14 protein-coding genes are annotated in these 17,407 nt (G+C 37.7%); 8 read left to right on the plus strand and 6 right to left on the minus strand.

The window, feature by feature from the left end; translation table 11 throughout:
- Positions 1 to 2,220 (plus strand): transglycosylase domain-containing protein, encoded by a 2,220-nt coding sequence (locus KYH19_RS17275; protein WP_219076006.1) that lies wholly within the window; start codon positions 1 to 3, stop codon positions 2,218 to 2,220.
- 193 nt (positions 2,221 to 2,413) lie between these two features.
- Positions 2,414 to 4,216 (plus strand): excinuclease ABC subunit UvrC, encoded by a 1,803-nt coding sequence (gene uvrC, locus KYH19_RS17280; RefSeq protein WP_219076007.1) that lies wholly within the window; start codon positions 2,414 to 2,416, stop codon positions 4,214 to 4,216.
- Between the two features lie 241 nt (positions 4,217 to 4,457).
- Here uvrC and gldN read toward each other — a convergent pair whose 3' ends face one another.
- The 6 genes from gldN to KYH19_RS17310 form a co-directional block, all read right to left on the minus strand.
- On the minus strand, positions 4,458 to 5,369 hold the full coding sequence (gene gldN / locus KYH19_RS17285; RefSeq protein WP_219076008.1) for a gliding motility protein GldN: 912 nt from the start codon (positions 5,367 to 5,369) through the stop codon (positions 4,458 to 4,460).
- Between the two features lie 7 nt (positions 5,370 to 5,376).
- Entirely contained in the window at positions 5,377 to 6,909 is a 1,533-nt protein-coding gene (gene gldM, locus KYH19_RS17290) for a gliding motility protein GldM (protein ID WP_219076009.1), read from the minus strand.
- 41 nt (positions 6,910 to 6,950) lie between these two features.
- Positions 6,951 to 7,757 (minus strand): gliding motility protein GldL, encoded by an 807-nt coding sequence (gene gldL / locus KYH19_RS17295; RefSeq protein WP_219076010.1) that lies wholly within the window; start codon positions 7,755 to 7,757, stop codon positions 6,951 to 6,953.
- Positions 7,758 to 7,795: 38 nt separating this feature from the next.
- On the minus strand, positions 7,796 to 9,121 hold the full coding sequence (locus tag KYH19_RS17300) for an SUMF1/EgtB/PvdO family nonheme iron enzyme (RefSeq protein ID WP_219076011.1): 1,326 nt from the start codon (positions 9,119 to 9,121) through the stop codon (positions 7,796 to 7,798).
- A gap of 182 nt (positions 9,122 to 9,303) precedes the next feature.
- Entirely contained in the window at positions 9,304 to 10,074 is a 771-nt protein-coding gene (locus KYH19_RS17305) for a uroporphyrinogen-III synthase (protein WP_086547947.1), read from the minus strand.
- A 13-nt stretch (positions 10,075 to 10,087) separates the two neighbouring features.
- Positions 10,088 to 11,065 carry a DUF4271 domain-containing protein gene (locus tag KYH19_RS17310; RefSeq protein WP_219076012.1) on the minus strand — a complete coding sequence of 326 codons (978 nt, stop codon included), beginning with the start codon at positions 11,063 to 11,065 and terminating at the stop codon, positions 10,088 to 10,090.
- 253 nt (positions 11,066 to 11,318) lie between these two features.
- Here KYH19_RS17310 and hemW point away from each other — a divergent pair, with 253 nt between their 5' ends.
- The 6 genes from hemW (at position 11,319) to KYH19_RS17340 (ending at position 17,398) form a co-directional block, all read left to right on the plus strand.
- Positions 11,319 to 12,452 carry a radical SAM family heme chaperone HemW gene (gene hemW, locus KYH19_RS17315; RefSeq protein ID WP_219076013.1) on the plus strand — a complete coding sequence of 378 codons (1,134 nt, stop codon included), beginning with the start codon at positions 11,319 to 11,321 and terminating at the stop codon, positions 12,450 to 12,452.
- Positions 12,453 to 12,546: 94 nt separating this feature from the next.
- A complete protein-coding gene (locus tag KYH19_RS17320) occupies positions 12,547 to 13,329 on the plus strand; it encodes an SDR family oxidoreductase (protein ID WP_219076014.1) in 783 nt (260 codons plus the stop codon).
- Positions 13,330 to 13,839: 510 nt separating this feature from the next.
- Positions 13,840 to 14,391, plus strand: coding sequence for a fasciclin domain-containing protein (locus KYH19_RS17325; RefSeq protein ID WP_219076015.1), 552 nt, complete (start codon positions 13,840 to 13,842; stop codon positions 14,389 to 14,391).
- A gap of 246 nt (positions 14,392 to 14,637) precedes the next feature.
- Positions 14,638 to 15,519: a cupin-like domain-containing protein gene (locus KYH19_RS17330; RefSeq protein ID WP_219076016.1), complete on the plus strand. Its 882-nt coding sequence runs from the start codon at positions 14,638 to 14,640 to the stop codon at positions 15,517 to 15,519.
- Positions 15,520 to 15,606: 87 nt separating this feature from the next.
- A complete protein-coding gene (locus tag KYH19_RS17335; RefSeq protein ID WP_219076017.1) occupies positions 15,607 to 16,392 on the plus strand; it encodes a DUF3050 domain-containing protein in 786 nt (261 codons plus the stop codon).
- A 127-nt stretch (positions 16,393 to 16,519) separates the two neighbouring features.
- Positions 16,520 to 17,398, plus strand: a complete 879-nt coding sequence (locus KYH19_RS17340; RefSeq protein ID WP_131529445.1) for a cupin-like domain-containing protein — start codon at positions 16,520 to 16,522, stop codon at positions 17,396 to 17,398.
- Positions 17,399 to 17,407 lie beyond the last annotated feature (9 nt).

A 17,407-nucleotide genomic window follows, 5' to 3' on the forward strand; every position in this document is an offset into this window, starting at 1 on the left:
ATGAACAAATCCCTTTCTGCACAAGAAACAAAAAGATATAGTTTACTCATCTGGAAAATACTGATCGGCGGAATTGCGCTCTTCGCTATTTTCATTTCTATGATCGGTTTAGGTCTGTTTGGTGCCCTACCCTCTTTCAGGGATATTGAACACCCAAAAAGTAACCAGGCATCCGAAATTATTGCCGAAGATGGCCGCCCACTAGGTACTTATTTTGTTCAGAACAGATCGAATGTTACTTATAAAGACATTTCAGAAAATGTAATTAACGGTTTAATCGCAACAGAGGATACGCGTTTTAAAGAACACTCCGGCATAGATTTTAAGCGTACGTTCACCATTATCGGTTATAATTTAATCGGCAAAAAACAAGGTGCAAGTACCATTACTCAACAATTGGCTAAAAATCTTTTTCCACGCGAATCTAACCTTAATTTTTTCTCCCTGGTATTAACAAAATTCAAAGAGTGGATTGTTGCCGTTAAACTGGAACGCAATTATACCAAAGAAGAAATTATAACCATGTATTTAAATACGGTTGATTTTGGTAACCAGGCTTATGGTATTAAATCGGCAGCCAGGGTTTATTTCAATACCACTCCTGATAAGTTAACCTTAACACAGGCCGCAACTTTAGTTGGGATGCAAAAAGGAATTACCATGTATTCACCAACCCGCCATCCTGAGCGTTCAAGAGACCGTAGAAATACTGTAATGGCTTTGATGGTTAAGGCTGAACTCTTAACCCAGGCGGAATTTGATGAACAAAAAGATAAACCGCTAAACCTGCATTTTAATGCCGCCACTGTTAATGATGGTATTGCACCATACTTCCGTTCGGTATTGAAAAATGATATCAGAAACATTTTTCAGGAGCAATCGATTACCAAACCGGATGGTACACCTTACGATTTAGACCGTGATGGTTTGAAAATTTATACCACATTAAATTATGATATGCAGGTATACGCCGAGGAAGCACAAAAAGAATATATGAAAGTGCTACAAGCACAGTTTATCGCCAGCTGGAAAGGCAGAAATCCTTTTAAGGATAAAGCTTTACAGATTGAGCAGGGCGTTAAAAGATCAGATCGTTATAAATCCTTAAAACTGGAAGGTAAATCAGACGATGAAATTAAAGATGATTTCAACACCAAAACAGAAATGACCATTTTTACCTGGAAGGGTAACATTGATACGGTAATGAAACCGATCGATTCTGTACGTTATTACAAAATGCTTTTGAGGAATGCCATGATGACGATGGACCCAACCAATGGACATGTGAAAGCATGGGTTGGTGGAATTAATTACGAACACTTTAAATACGATCAGGTTAAAATGGGAACCCGTCAGGTAGGTTCAACAGCAAAACCATTTACCTATGCGGTAGCCATTGAAAATGGTTATTCACCTTGTTACACCGTACCAAATGTACCGGTAACTATAGATGGTTACGGTGAACCATGGACGCCAAGAAATTCAGGCAAACCACTACCGGGTAGTATTACTTTGCAAAAAGCATTGGCTTACTCGCAAAACTTTGTTACCGCTTATTTAATGAAACAGGTTGGTCCTGTTGCGGTATCTACATTAGCCACAAAAATGGGAATCCCTAATGTTCCGGCATTTCCATCTATTTGTTTAGGTACGTTCGATTCTTCTGTTTATAATATGGTAGGCGCTTACGGTGCTTTTGCCAATAAAGGCACTTATACCAAGCCGATTTATTTATTAAGAATTGAAGATAAAAATGGTGTGGTACTATTTTCTCAAAAGGAAATACCAAAACCTGTAATGAGTGAAGAGGTTGCTTATGTAATGACCAGAATGCTGAAAGGTGTGGTTACCAACGGAACCGGATCAAGATTGAATTATAAATACAAGGTAAATGCACCGATCGGAGCAAAAACAGGTACTACGCAAAATAACTCTGACGGTTGGTTTATGGCCATTACCCCACAATTGGTAACTGGTATCTGGACAGGTTGCGAGGACAGGGCTTTCCACTTCATTAGCACCAGCCAAGGTGAGGGTGCAAATACTGCTTTGCCAATTTTTGCAGGTTTTATCAAAAGAGTATATGCTAATCCGGCCTTAAAAATTAGTCATGCTGATTTTGAGGCGCCAAAATCTGGTGTTTCGATTACCTACGATTGCAACCAATACCAGCAACAGGAGGAAGGTGCAACCGAATTGGATGAGAAGTTGGGTTTTTAACGTTTGGCGGTTGCGTGAAGGATAGCAGTGAAAATCCTTTTGTTGCCGACTCGGGCGTGGCCGAAGGCAACAAAAGATTGTAACGGATAGACTGACCCTTTGCGCAGCTTAGGGACACGCCCAAATTGTAAAATGTTTCACTTTGGTTCATTTTAATCAAAATTATCCCTCTCGAATCCTATTTTTGTAAATAATGAGCAGTTTCGACCATAAAACAGCATTAACAGCTATTCCACATAAACCCGGTGTTTACCAGTATTGGGACGCAGATGGAAAGCTCATGTACATTGGTAAAGCTAAAGACCTGCGCAACCGTGTAGGTTCATATTTTAATAGTGACAGAAATCAGTTTAATGGCAAAACAAGGGTACTCGTTTCCAAAATCCGGAAAATTACCTTTACCATTGTTGATACAGAGATTGATGCCTGGCTACTGGAGAACAGTCTGATTAAAAAACATCAGCCGAAATTCAACATTAACTTAAAAGACGATAAAACCTATCCGTGGATCATCGTTAAAAATGAGAACTTTCCCCGCATTTACTGGACACGTAAGGTAATAAAAGATGGCTCCACCTATTTCGGTCCTTACGGCTCGATAGGCATGATGCACACAATTTTGGACCTGATTAAGGAAACCTATCCGCTTCGTACCTGCAGTTTGCCCTTAACAGAGAAAAATATAGCTGAAGGAAAATTTAAAGTTTGTTTAGAGTATCAGATCGGTAACTGTAAGGGGCCATGCCAAAATTACCAGACTGAAACCGACTACGATAAAAACATCGGTGAGATTAAAGAAATCCTGAATGGCAAAATCGGGAATGTAATCCGGGATGTTAAAGGAGTCATTAAATCGGCATCAGAAAATCTGAACTTCGAACTGGCGCATCAATATGCAAGGAGATTAGAAGTACTGGAGAAATACCAGAGTAAATCTACCGTGGTAAATAGTGCCATTACCAATGTAGATGTGGTGAGCATTGCTTCTGATGAACGTTATGCTTTTGTGAACTACCTAAAGGTGATGAACGGAACTATTATCCAAACACAAACCATTGAGGTTAAAAAGCAGTTGGATGAAAGCGACGACGAGATTTTAACCTTGGCGATGTTAGAGTTCAGGACAAAATTTAACAGCACCTCGAAAGAAATTATTGTTCCTTTCGAACCCTCATTAGAAGATGAAAGTTTAAAATTCACCGTTCCTAAACTGGGCGAAAAGAAGAAACTTTTAGAACTCTCGCAAAAGAATGTACTGTTCTTTAAAAAAGAGAAGCTTAACCAATATGAAAAGCTGAATCCAGATTTACGTACTGACCGGATTTTAAGCACCATGCAGAAGGACCTGCGTTTGACGCAGCTTCCAAAACATATTGAATGTTTTGATAACTCCAACTTTCAGGGGAAGTATCCGGTTTCGGCAATTGTGGTATTTAAAGATGCCAAGCCATCTAAAAAAGACTATCGCCATTTTAATGTAAAAACGGTTGAAGGCCCTAACGATTTTGCGACGATGGAAGAAGCTGTTTTCCGTCGCTACAGGCGAATGTTGGACGAAAACCAGACTTTGCCACAACTCATCATTATTGATGGCGGCAAAGGCCAGCTTTCGTCGGCTGTTAAGAGCTTAAAGTTATTGGGAATAGAAAATAAAGTGACGGTGATCGGTATTGCGAAACGTTTGGAGGAACTGTTCTATCCAGGTGATTCTTACCCTTTGTATTTAGATAAAAAATCGGAAACACTGAAAATCATTCAACAACTCCGTGATGAAGCCCACCGCTTCGGAATTACCTTTCACCGCAAGAAACGCGATCAGGGTACACTTAAAACTGAACTTGAACAGATTGAAGGTATTGGAAAAACAACTGCCGATAAGTTATTGACTCATTTTAAATCAGTGAAAAAGATTAAAGAAGCTACTGAAAAAGAACTGGCAGAAGTGTTGAACAAAAAACAGATGATTACCCTTCAGGCCTATTTTAATCAGGAATAGACGCTTTAAATCTGATTCCGTAAAAGAAGAATTAAGATTTTTCCTGCTACGGCCGAAATAACAATTTATATCTGCAATTCTATGATCGATCTCCACCACACAAATCCGTCATCTCGACTAAAGCGCAGCGAAACGGAGAGATATATATGAGTAGGTTTTCTTAAAATTTAAAATCCTCCACTATATTGAAACCATTATAAACAAAAAAGCTCCGATTTTCATCGAAGCTTTTTGTAAAATTTTAATATTCCCAAAGACCTTGTTCGTAATCGAGAACAGATTTTTTAATTCTTTCTGATTCGTACAACCTTTCCCTTGGATCGCTAATAATGTCTCTGATTTTATTGTCTCCGGGGTTTGACTCTTTTACAATATAACTGCTGAATAAGCGGCGAATAAAGAAATCATCGAAACTTAATGATGAAGCATCATTATTGGTATTAATCAAACGTTTCTTTGTTAAAATCTCTCTGGCTTCCGGATAGTATACCCAAAATACAGGTTGCCATTGTTTGGAAACCTCGTTGTATTTTAATGGTGCTATACCCACAATACGCGGTTCGAAAATAGAACGTTTGGTATCGAAAATCCAGTCTTCTTTTATTCTGAATTTTAGGAATAACTCCGGGTTAAAATCATTAACAACCGTAGTAACCATTCCGGTTTTATTGTTCGAAACCTCTGCTGTTCCTAAAGCTGATTTAGCTGCAGAATCTGCAGACATTGGATTAAGGAAAGCATCATCTTCGTTTAAGGCACTATCAATTGGCGAGTATGCTGTTAGTTCATCTTTTTTAATTGCGGCAATCAAAACATCAATTAGTCGTGATTTAGGCGATTTTAAGGCCGAGTTAACTGTATCACGTAAGTCAATTTCTCTCCAGATCCGTTTTGCATAAAAAACATCCTCTTCCCTCACATCAGCCAAAGGAACCATTTCAGTACTATCAATGTCCTTACGGGCATAGAAACCATCTTTAGGTGGTACCTTTAGTTTCTTTTTAGCTGTTTTAACGGGAGCTTTCACCGTATCTGCTGCAGGAGCAGCAACTACTGGCGCAGCCTTCTTTGGCGCTAATTTGGTTGGCTTTTTTTGTGCAAAAGCAAACGCGGTTAACAAAACTAAAACAGCAATACTTAAAGTCCTTTTCATCTTCTTTTTATTTTACACTAAACGCTAATGAAGGCAAAATTCTTTGACGACCATCTGGTCCCACAGAAACAATATCTTCAAAAAACACCCTTGTTCCAGGGGTAATTGAGTTTATAGCACCTTTAACAGCACCAGCGAAATTTCCACCACTACCAGCAATGGTAACAGCATCGGAACGTGGTTTAATAATTGTTAATTTATAACGTTGTATTTTAAACTTAACATCGAAAGGAAAATCATCCAGATCTGCTTCAATTTCAGTTTCGCTTTTTAACTGTACCGAAGCGATATCACCTCCAGCGCGGCCACCAACTTTAGCAACAGGAGCTGGAATGGCTTTCACCCTGAATTTTTGTGAACCTAAGCTAACTGTTTTGCCAGCGTTATTTGCAGATACATTAATGGATACTTCCTGACCAACCATGCTACCTGGAACGTTTACATTAAAGTTCCCGTTGCCTCCACTCATCGAACCTCCGGAAATGGAAGCGCGCACACTTTCTAATGGGAAGCCAGCGGCTGAAACCGTAAATGGATTGGCAATACCTGCATAAATTACATTCAATTTGGTTGAAGAAACGGACGCTGATGGTTTTGCCACCTGATAGGTTTGCGGTTGAGTTTTGTATTCCTTTACCTGGCCATCAGTTTGACGAACGCGAACAGTACCGACCCAGGTGAACTGACCAACACTACTGGTACCGCCTGTATAAGTTCCTTTACCATCTTTAACGGATAATTTACTTCCATTAACGGTAATATCAGGATTCGATCTCGAATCACTAGCTGTTAAAAATACTTCAGCAGTATAGGGTTGACCCTGGATTACATAAGAAGTAGGTGCTACTGCAACTGCTGCAAACTGATCCAGATTAACCTGTGCTTTATCCATATTTCCGAACAATTTCTTTACAACTTCAGCTTCAGCATTTTTAGTATCTGTTTGCAGTTTGGTTAAAATTGTCATGGCGGCGGTTAATGGCGTTCCTTCACCGAAGTAAGTTTCTTGCCAGTTGCCCTTTCTTTTTCTTGCCGGATCTTTAGCTTCAAGAGAGAAAGAAACATTCGCTCTATCTGCAGGATCTAATAAAGAGATTAATTTCTCTCTGGTCGCATTGATTCTCTTCTTTAGCTCATCGGCTTTCTTTTGATTAATCATGATATTTTGTGCAATATCCTGATTAGATCTATTTACCAAATCCTCAGTTTCAGGGTCAATTCCGTCACCTGCCTGAGTAAATTCTTTTTTAATACTTTCAATATAATTATTTAAGTCATCAGCGGCTTTCTGAGCTTCTTTAGCCTTATCATAGATAGGCTGAGCACGTGCCGGCTCTTCTTTTAACTTCGAATTTTCGAAGGCAGAAAACAGCTGATTAATACTTGTATTTACATTATTTTTAGATGTATCCAAACTATCGTTGATATTCTTGAATGCATCTAAAATGGTATCTGATACGTTTAAGGCGAGCATGGCTAACAATACCAAATACATGATATTGATCATCCGCTGCCTTGTTGTTTCTTTTCCGCCTGCCATATTTGATGTAGCTTTTCTTTAAAAATTAAAAACTAAACAAATTATACACGAGGGCTATTCATAGCCGATAACATATTGCCATAAATTGCATTAAGCGATGACAGGTTTTTAGCCAGCTTATTCACCTCTTCTTTAAACTGTTTAGAATCTTCCATCGATTCGCTAAAGTTCTGCATGGTTAATGATAAGTTTGAATAGAATTCGTTCATCGATTTTAGATGTGCACTCGAATCTTTTAATTCCACTTCGTAAACAGCATTTAAAGCCGATAAGTTCTTAGCCAAATTGTTAACCTGATCGTGGTAAGCCTGAGAATCTACATTGCTTTCGCCCATTGCTTTTAAATTAGCCGTAGCTTTTTCAAAAGATGCACTTAAATTATCAAAACCAGCTGAAGCTGTTTTAATCTTACCTGTAAATTCATTTGTTGCAGTAGATGCATCTGCAACATTAGAAATCGTTGCTACCTTATCACCAAAAGTACGCAAGCCAGCACCCAGGCTTTCAATCAATTCCGGACCAATTTTAGCATCAGACAACATTTTATCTAAAGCTGCTGTATTGGCTGGAGCAACTGCTGCAACAGGCCTGGCTGAAGCTGTTGGTAATTCTCCTTTAAAATCTGCTTGTAGTTCAGGATAAACTCTTTCCCATGCTGGTTCTGGCTCTGGCGGGAAGAAACCTGTTAAAAAGAATAAAAGCGCTTCTATACCAAGACCAATACCAATCATATAGTTACCCATAATTCCACCAATATGTAGAATTTTAAATAACGCTCCGATAATTACAATACTTGCTCCCCATGAAATCGCTACGTGTAACCAGCCTGGTTGTTTCTTTGCTGCCATAAATTTTGAAGTTTTTCTTTAGTTTTTTTTTGTTCGGTTTAACGTCTTAAATCGGTGCCAGGGTAAGATGAAACGCACCTGAAACCTATATATGACCTTTGTGTATCCTGATATTCGTATGTTGCTACAGCGTTTTGAAGAAAATAGCCTGTATCTTTCCAGGAACCGCCTTTAACAACTTTACGTTTTTTGTATTTGCTGTCGTTTGCACCAGCATCATAAGTAAAGTTCGGGTTCAGGTCATGCAATAATGGACTAGCCCCTTTATTATATGCAGTTAAAGTCCATTCGGAAACGTTACCTGCCATGTTATACAAACCATAATCATTAGGAAAATATGATCTCACGCCTACGGTATAAATACCACCATCGCTCGAATAATCACCACGACCTGGTTTAAAGTTAGCCTGCAAACATCCTTTTGTATTCCTGATGTAAGGACCTCCCCAAGGATATTTGGTTTTGGTATTACCGCCTCTTGCAGCATATTCGAATTCTGTTTCAGCGGGTAATCTATAGTCTGACCTTGATCCTGCTGGCAATTTTCTTGCTGTAGCAACTCCATCGTACAATCTTGTTCTCCAGTGAGAGAATGCTTTTGCCTGCTCCCAGCTTACACCAACTACAGGATAATTATCGTAAGAAGGGTGGTTGTAGTAACCACGTACCATAGGATCGTTTTGTGAATAAGAATAATCTGTTTTCCATACCATTGTATCAGGGTAAATAGCAACGGTATAACGATCAATATAATCCTGGCGCTTGCTGTTTGGATCTTTATGTCCAATAGCAGCTTTCTCCATATTTAACTCAGCATAAGAATATTCGAATTTACGAACATCTAATTCTTTCTTGCCCGGAAGCGCATCCAAACCTGAGTAATACATACCATCCAATTGGCTGACTTGGGCTGCTGCTGCGCCCCTGCCTTTATTACGCCAAATGTTGGCACCGTTTGGTCCAACTTTTTTCCAATCGATATATTTTTCTCCACCTAAAGCAGCTGCAGCATTTCCCCTTGGGGTAATCATAAATTGTTGCGGGTTGCCCATCATCACAATTGCAATCGAATCGCGTACCCAGTTGGTAAACTGGCGGTATTCTGCATTGGAAATTTCAGTCTGATCCATGAAGAATGCACTAATGGTAACCATTTTACTTGGTCCATTCTGAGAGAAAGTAATATCTTCATCCGAACCTCCTAGCGGGGTATGTCCTGGTGGTACATAAACCATTCCTAATGGGATTCTATCGTTTTTAAATTTTCGGTTATAAGCACCAACCAGCTCACCTTGACCACCCTGGCCACAGCTTGCTAGCATTACAGTTATACCTACAATAGCTAGAAGGTAGATTTTCTTCATATGTTTATAGTGTGCATAGCACGATTAGGAGCAATTTTATCAAAAATCACTGAAATTATCTATAAAAACAAATTTTAAATAAAATGAACAACTTTATACGTTTCCTACAGTATGCGTAACCCTCTTATTAACAATTAAGTTACGCATTTAATGTGTCGACTTATAATAAATTGCTTATCGTATTATTTATTAGATATTTTAATATAATTTTCAATGGCCATTGTCATTGATGGAACGCCTGGGGTTGGCGCAGCAATATCCACTATCAAATCCATATCGGTACAAGCTTTACTGGTATTGGTTCCAAAAGCTGCAATCCGGGTGTTATTCTGTTTAAAATCGGGGAAATTTTTAAACAAAGACTGAATACTTGATGGACTAAAAAAAGCGATAACATCGTAGAATACTTCAGCTAAATCAGATAGATCGCTTACTACGGTCTTAAATAAAACTGCAGGTGTAAAATTATACCCACTTTTTTCCAAAAACTTCATAGTGTCTTCGGTAGCCATATCAGAACAAGGATATAAAAACTTTTCGTTTGCATGCTTTTTTAACACCTCTGCTAAATCAGCTGCAGTTTGTTTACCAAAAAAGATTTTACGCTTTCTATATTGGATATACTTTTGCAAATACAAAGCAATGGTTTCAGAAAGACAGAAATATTTTAATTCTGCCGGCACCTCATAACGCATTTCTTCACAGATTCTAAAAAAATGATCTGCGGCATTACGGCTGGTAAAAATCACTGCCGTAAAATCGGCCAGGTTAATCTTATCCTTTCTAAAGTCTCTTGCTGGTACACCTTCAACATGAATAAAAGACCTGAAATCAACTTTTAAGTTGTGTTTTTTGGCCAAATCGTAGTAAGGAGATTTTTCTGTTTCAGGTTTTGGTAAAGTAACCAAAATACTTTTTACTTTGCGGATTCTAGAGTCGTTCTTTTCTTGCATTTTCCTTTTCCTGCTACAGTCCTATCGTTTTAATTAGTATTAAGACGGGACATATTTCGAGGGCGCAAAAGTACAAAAATAAATGCATTTTAGAAAACTTATTGTTAGAAAGTATCGTTATGCCAGCCCGCAAAAGCTGAAATGTAAAAATGATGCCTAATAACAAGAATGCCAATACGATATAAACTGAACCATATTTAAGTGGTGATAGGGCAAAAGCAACCACCAAAGGAATAAACAGTAATGAGGCATTGAAGTAGCTGAGGTATAAAATTGAGATATATTCGCCTACCGGTTTCTGTACATTAAATAAGTAACCTAAAAAGCGCAGGAGGATTAATTTTAGCGCATAAAAAACAATAATAGTGACAGATATACTAAAGAAAAATTTAAATCCATCTTTTGCCTGGTACATATCATTCCACTGGGCCACCAGAAAAAAGAACATCCCAAAAACGAAACCAAACTGCACAAAAAGCAACAAAAATGGCCACGAACTGAACAGGTTATCTTCTTTGTTAATATTATTCAGAATCCTGTTACTGAAAAACGATTGAACGATTGCCGATAGTTGCTTCGAAAAAGCATTTTTTAGAATCGCAAAGATAATGAGCATACCAAAAATAAAGCCCAGCAAACCTACATTTCCCTTGGGAATTTTTGTACCCAACTGGTAAGGATTAGCTTTTTTCTTTAAGTGCTGGTATTTCTTGTGCCATGCCCATAAATCCAGTTTTGGAGAAAGATATTCCTTTTCAATAGTATCTAAAAGTGCGCTTTTATTAATTAAACTCTCAGGAAGTACCCAGGTGTGGCGAATTAAAGAATCGGTAGCAAACTTCTGTTTGGCCAATGTTGCAGAATCGGGCCGATATCTTTTATATTGGTATTGATTTGCAGCTATACTATCACTTTGAACAGGATTTTTTTGTGCTGCTACAAAATTAGCAACGCATACAAACGCAAATAAAAAGAAAATAAATTTCGGCATGCTGTAAATCAAAACTTAATGATGCAAAAGTAGTCGAATAATCATGGTTTACCTAAAGAAAATAAATGGATTGATGAAGAACTTATTTAGGAACTATGACTACACATCTAAAAAGTAAAGCTATTACTTGACAAAAACAATCCAAAAGTAAAGCTATTACCTTACTTTTTATGAATTAGTAATTTTATAGCCCTAATCACCGATCATATATTTATGACAATAAAGAAAATTTAACTTCACTATCTTTGCATCAATGTCTGGTATCTATATTCATATCCCTTTCTGTAAAAAGGCTTGCCACTATTGCGATTTCCATTTTAGCACCTCACTAAAATATGCTGACGAAATGGTGGAGGCTATTTGCAAGGAAATCAGAATGAAAAAAGACCGGATTAGCGGTCAGGTTGGAAGCATCTATTTGGGTGGTGGCACTCCCTCAATTTTATCTCAGGTGGCTTTGCAAAAAATTTTTGACGCCATTAACCACACTTTTTCGGTTGATGCAAGCGCTGAAATTACCATCGAAACCAATCCTGATGATTTAACCGCGCAGAAGTTAAAAGAGCTAAAGCAATTACCGGTTAACCGCTTTAGTGTGGGAATTCAATCTTTTTATGATGAAGACCTGATTTGGATGAACAGGGCACACCAGGCCCAAGAAGCAGAAGACTGCATCAGGAGAAGTCAGGATGCTGGTTTTGAAAACTTAACACTTGATCTGATTTACGGATATCCCTTATTAACGGATCAAAAATGGCTGAATAATATCCAAAAGGCAATTGAGCTTGAGGTTCCGCATATTTCGGCCTATTCGCTCACGGTTGAACCCCGGACAGCTTTAGCTCATGCCATAAAAAGCAAAAAACAAACGCCCGTAAGCGATAACCAAAGTGCAGCTCAGTTTGTAATTTTAATGGATAAACTGATTGACGCCGGATTTGAACACTACGAAATTTCAAATTTTGCTAGGCCAAACCACTATGCCGTGCACAACACCAATTACTGGAAAGGCGTAGATTATATTGGCATCGGTCCATCGGCACATGGCTTTAACGGACAGAACCGGTATATGAACCCTGCTAATAATGCCTTGTACATGGAAACATTGGGTAAAGGCAAGCTTCCTGAAATTGTTGAAGAACTGAGCTTAAACGACAGGTTTAATGAATACATCATGACTTCGCTCAGAACCATGTGGGGAACTGATTTACAAAAAATAAATGCCGATTTCGGTAAAGATTTTTTAGAAGAGACAAAACATAATCTTAAAAATTTCGAAGATAAAGACTGGCTGGTGATTGATGGCGATAAGATTTGTTTGAGTCAGAACGGAAAATTGTTTGCCGATCATATTGCTTCGGAATTATTTATTGTAGGAGATGAATGAGTGAATTGAGAAGGATTGAATTAGAGAATAACTGATTAGTGATCAAAACATTCACTCATTCAAAACTCAATCATTCAATAATTAATTAAAATATATGTCAAAAATTGTATGGATTACAGGCGCATCATCAGGTATTGGCGAAGCCCTGGTATATGAATATTTTAAAGCAGGCAACAAACTGATTATTTCAGGAAGAAACCGCGACGAATTGTTCCGCGTTAAAGGAAACTGCCAAAATTCCTTTAATGTCCACGTTCTACCATTTGATTTAAGCGAAACGACTACACTCGAAAACAAAGCTGCCGATGCCATCCGCATTTTTGGAAAAATAGATTTATTAATCAATAGTGGCGGTGTAAGTCAGCGAAGTTTAGCCTTAGAAACCAACCTGGAAACTGAACAACAAATTATGAATACCAATTTTTGGGGAACAGTTGTACTCAGTAAAGCGGTTTTACCCTTAATGATAGCCAACGGCGGTGGACAGATCGCTGTAATCAGTAGTCTTGTTGGGAAATTCGGCACGAAATTGCGTTCTAGCTACGCAGCATCAAAACATGCCTTACATGGTTATTTTGACTCACTCCGATCGGAGATTTACGACAAAAATATTGATATCACGATAATTTGTCCAGGCTTTATCAAAACAAATGTGACCTATAATGCACTTACCGCAGATGGTAAACCTTTAAATGAAATGGGCGATGCTCATGAAAATGCCATGACACCTGCTGAATGTGCCAAACAAATTGTACAGGCTGTCAGCAACAAAAAAGAAGAAGTTTACATTGGTGGAAAAGAAACAAGAGCGGTTTTATTGAAACGCTTTTTTCCAAAGATTTTTTCTAAAAAGGTGAGAACAGCGAAGGTGAATTAGGGAAGCGATTGGCGGTTAGCGTGACTAGCAAAATTTACAAAGAAGCTGACTTTAGTATGAACCAAACTACCTAAACCCAATTGCAGCGATATCCTTTTTTGGCTATTATTCTGAGGAGTAATTAATTTTATAAATCAATATGAATGACAGATTTTTTAGCGAATATAGGCTGCGAGAAATCGTCATTCCCAACTCGATTGGGAATCGTAATGCTCATGAATGCCGATAAAAAAATAATGAATAAGTAATGCAAGCGCTATAGATTAAAACATGCACGGGAACGACGACCATTTTATTGAAGATTGAGTAGTAGAAAAACAGCCGAAAGATTAAGCGAAAAATGGGATTAGTCTACCTAAAGAACCATTACCACAACTTTACAAATCAAAAAAAACAAAAATTAAAAACCTAATAACCAATAGATTAAATAATAATTTTAATTTCTAAAAACCAAGCATCTGTAAGCCGTCGTAAATGGAATCAAATAACAGAAACTTAAAATTAGAAATAATGAAAAATTTAATCTTATCAGTATTCGCCGTAATTACAATGGCTTTCACAACACAAGTTTACGCTCAAAAAAATCCAATGGTTGGTGGCGCAGCTATGTATGCAACTAAGGATATTGTAGACAATGCTGTAAACTCAAAAGACCATACTACACTGGTAGCGGCAGTTAAAGCAGCTGGCTTGGTAGAAACTTTAAAAAGTGCTGGTCCTTTTACTGTTTTTGCACCAACAAACGCCGCATTTGATAAACTTCCTGCAGGCACTGTAAACAACCTGGTTAAACCAGAAAACAAAGCAACCCTGACTAAAATTTTAACTTATCACGTTGTTGCCGGTAAAATGGATAGCAAAGCAATTGCAAAAGCAATTAAAGCAGGCGGTGGCAAAGCCGAACTTACAACAGTACAGGGTGGTAAACTTTGGGCCTGGATGGAAGGCAAAAAATTAGTTCTAAAAGACGAAAAAGGTGGTATGAGCACTGTAACCATTGCAGATGTTTACCAGAAAAATGGCGTGATACATGTTGTTGATACTGTTTTAATGCCGAAATAAATTTCAGACATCCTTATAATCAGTGTAAAACGTTCTGACTTTTGTTAGAACGTTTTTTTCTTTTATAAAAAACCTTTAAATAACTAGTTGTTTTCATAAACGCTAATAAAACACAAAAATATTTCCTTTTCCACATCATAATTTTGACTTTTTTTGATGAATTGTCAGTTTTTTTTCAAGTTTTTGTATTTGTAATATTTAGTGTTTTTTAACTATTTAATTTTGCTGCATTAATAGTTTTTTAACATGAAATTCAATTTATCTCCGATAGATGTAGTTGAAGACATATCTAAATCAGATTTCGAGCTGAACTACCTTAAACCACGTAAACCTCTGGTGATAAAAAATATGGCAAAAAAATGGCCGGCTTATCACAAATGGACGTTGGAATATATGAAAGAAGTTGTTGGCGATAAAACTGTTCCGCTATACGACAGCTCTAAAGCTGATCCTTCTAAACCGATAAATGCATCTGCTGCCGAAATGAAATTCGGCGATTATATAGATCTGATTAAAGAAACACCAACCGATCTGCGTATCTTTTTATTCGATCCGATAAAATTTGCACCGAAGCTTTTGCAAGATTACATTGCACCGAAGGATTTAATGGGCGGTTTTTTGGATAGTTACCCCAATATGTTCTTTGGCGGTAAAGGATCCGTAACATTTTTACACTACGATATTGATTTAGCACACATTTTCCATACCCACTTTAATGGCCGAAAGCATGTGATCTTGTTCGATTATAAATGGAAAGAACGTTTGTATCAGATTCCTTATGCCACTTATGCACTAGAGGATTATAATGTAGAGAACCCCGATTTTGATAAATTTCCGGCATTAAAAGGTGTTCAGGGAGTTGAAGCTTTTTTGGAACATGGCGACACCCTATTTATGCCAACCGGATACTGGCACTGGATGAAATACCTTGACGGATCTTTCTCCATTAGTTTACGGGCATGGGACAAAAGCTGGGCGGTAAAAGCAAAAAGCTTGTATAACTTAACTTTACAGCGTAAATTTGACGACTTTATGAAAGCCAACTACCGCGAAAAGTACATGCACTGGAAAGAAGAGCTCGCGGTTAAAAGAGCAAGTAGAGCACTAGAAAAGAATTTACCGAAATAAAAATCATAGAATTATTGAATGATGGAATGAGAGAACGATCTCCCCACCTAAAACATTCACTCATTCAAACATTCAACTATTAAATAGATGCATCCTAATATTATAAAAATCCAGGAAAGAATTGAGCCACTAAGGCAAGAAATCATTAACCATAAAGTTTATTCGGCCATTAGCGAACTGGAAGATCTCAGGATTTTTATGGAGCACCACATCTTTGCCGTTTGGGATTTTATGTCTCTGCTTAAGGCTTTACAAATTAATTTAACCTGTACTACCTTACCCTGGTTCCCGGTAGGCGATCCTGTTACCAGGCAACTAATTAATGAAATTGTAGCAGGTGAAGAATCGGATGTTGATGCAAATGGAGCTATTAAAAGTCATTTCGAGCTTTACTTAGATGCAATGAATCAATGTGGTGCCAATACCAAACCGATCAATACCTTCCTGGATGGGTTAAAAAATGGAAAAAGCTTTAATGATGCTTTCGAAATTGCCGGAGTACCTGCAACTGCAAAGGATTTTGTTAATGCCACTTTCGAAACCATTAACAGTGGAAAAACACATTTACAAGCTGCCAGCTTTACCTTTGGCCGTGAAGACTTGATTCCAAACATGTTTTTTAGCATGGTAAACGACCTGAACAGTACACAGGCAGATAAAGTTTCGATTTTTAAATATTACTTAGAGCGTCATATTGAAGTAGATGGCGACCACCATAGCCATTTGGCACTTTCCATGACGGAGAAACTTTGTGAAAAAGATGAAGCTTTCTGGATTGAAGCAGAAAAAACCACAAAACAAGCCTTACAAAAAAGGATCGACTTGTGGAACGCTGCCTATGCCGAGATTGTTAAAAATAAAGTTGAAGCGTAATTATTAAATTGTTAAGTATTTGCTAATTTAGATTACGTGATTTTAGTCACATTTACCTGTTAACATCAATTTTGTAAAATAAAATTTACACATTTGTTGTTCGGCACAAATAACCGATTTTAAGCGCATGAGTTTCATTTTAAAACCTGTTGATATCGTTGAGAGCATCACTCCCGAAGATTTTAAGAAAAATTATCTGAAAACCAAACGTCCGTTAGTAATCAAAGGCCTAACTAAAGATTGGCCTGCCAGAGAAAAATGGACGACTGAATATCTAAAAGAAATTGGTGGCGAGCTTGAAGTTCCACTTTACGACAACTCCAAAGCCGATCCGTCAAAACCAATTAACGCCGCTACGGCACACATGAAATTTGGCGATTACCTTGACTTAATCAAACGTGAGCCAACCGAACTGCGGATATTCTTTTTTAACCTGTTTAAAAAAGTACCTAGCTTAATCAATGATGTAAAAATCCCTAAAGATTTAATGGGTGGCTTTATTGAAAGTATGCCTGCGATGTTTTTTGGTGGTTCTAACTCGGTAACGTTCTTACATTACGATATCGATTTACCACATATTTTTCATACCCACTTCGGCGGCAGGAAACATATTGTCTTATTCGATAATAAATGGAAAGACAGATTGTATTGCCTGCCAAATGCAACCTATGCTTTGGAAGATTATGATGTGGCCAACCCTGATTTCGAAAAATTTCCGGCACTAAATGGTGTTGAAGGTTATGAAGTTTTCTTAGAGCATGGCGATACTTTATTTATGCCAACCGGAATGTGGCACTGGATGAAATATCTTGATGGTTCATTCTCACTAAGTTTAAGGGCTTGGGACCAATCGATTACACGTAAGGTAGCCAGTGTTTGGAGTTTATTTACACATGGTGCAATTGACAGTTTGATTAAAATGACTTTCAAAGAAAAATACGCCCATTGGAGAGAGAAAAAAGCTGTTAAAATAGCTGAAAAGGCTTTAGCCAAAGGCAGACCATAAAAACACTAA

The organism is Pedobacter sp. D749, assembly GCF_019317285.1.
Taxonomy (GTDB): domain Bacteria; phylum Bacteroidota; class Bacteroidia; order Sphingobacteriales; family Sphingobacteriaceae; genus Pedobacter.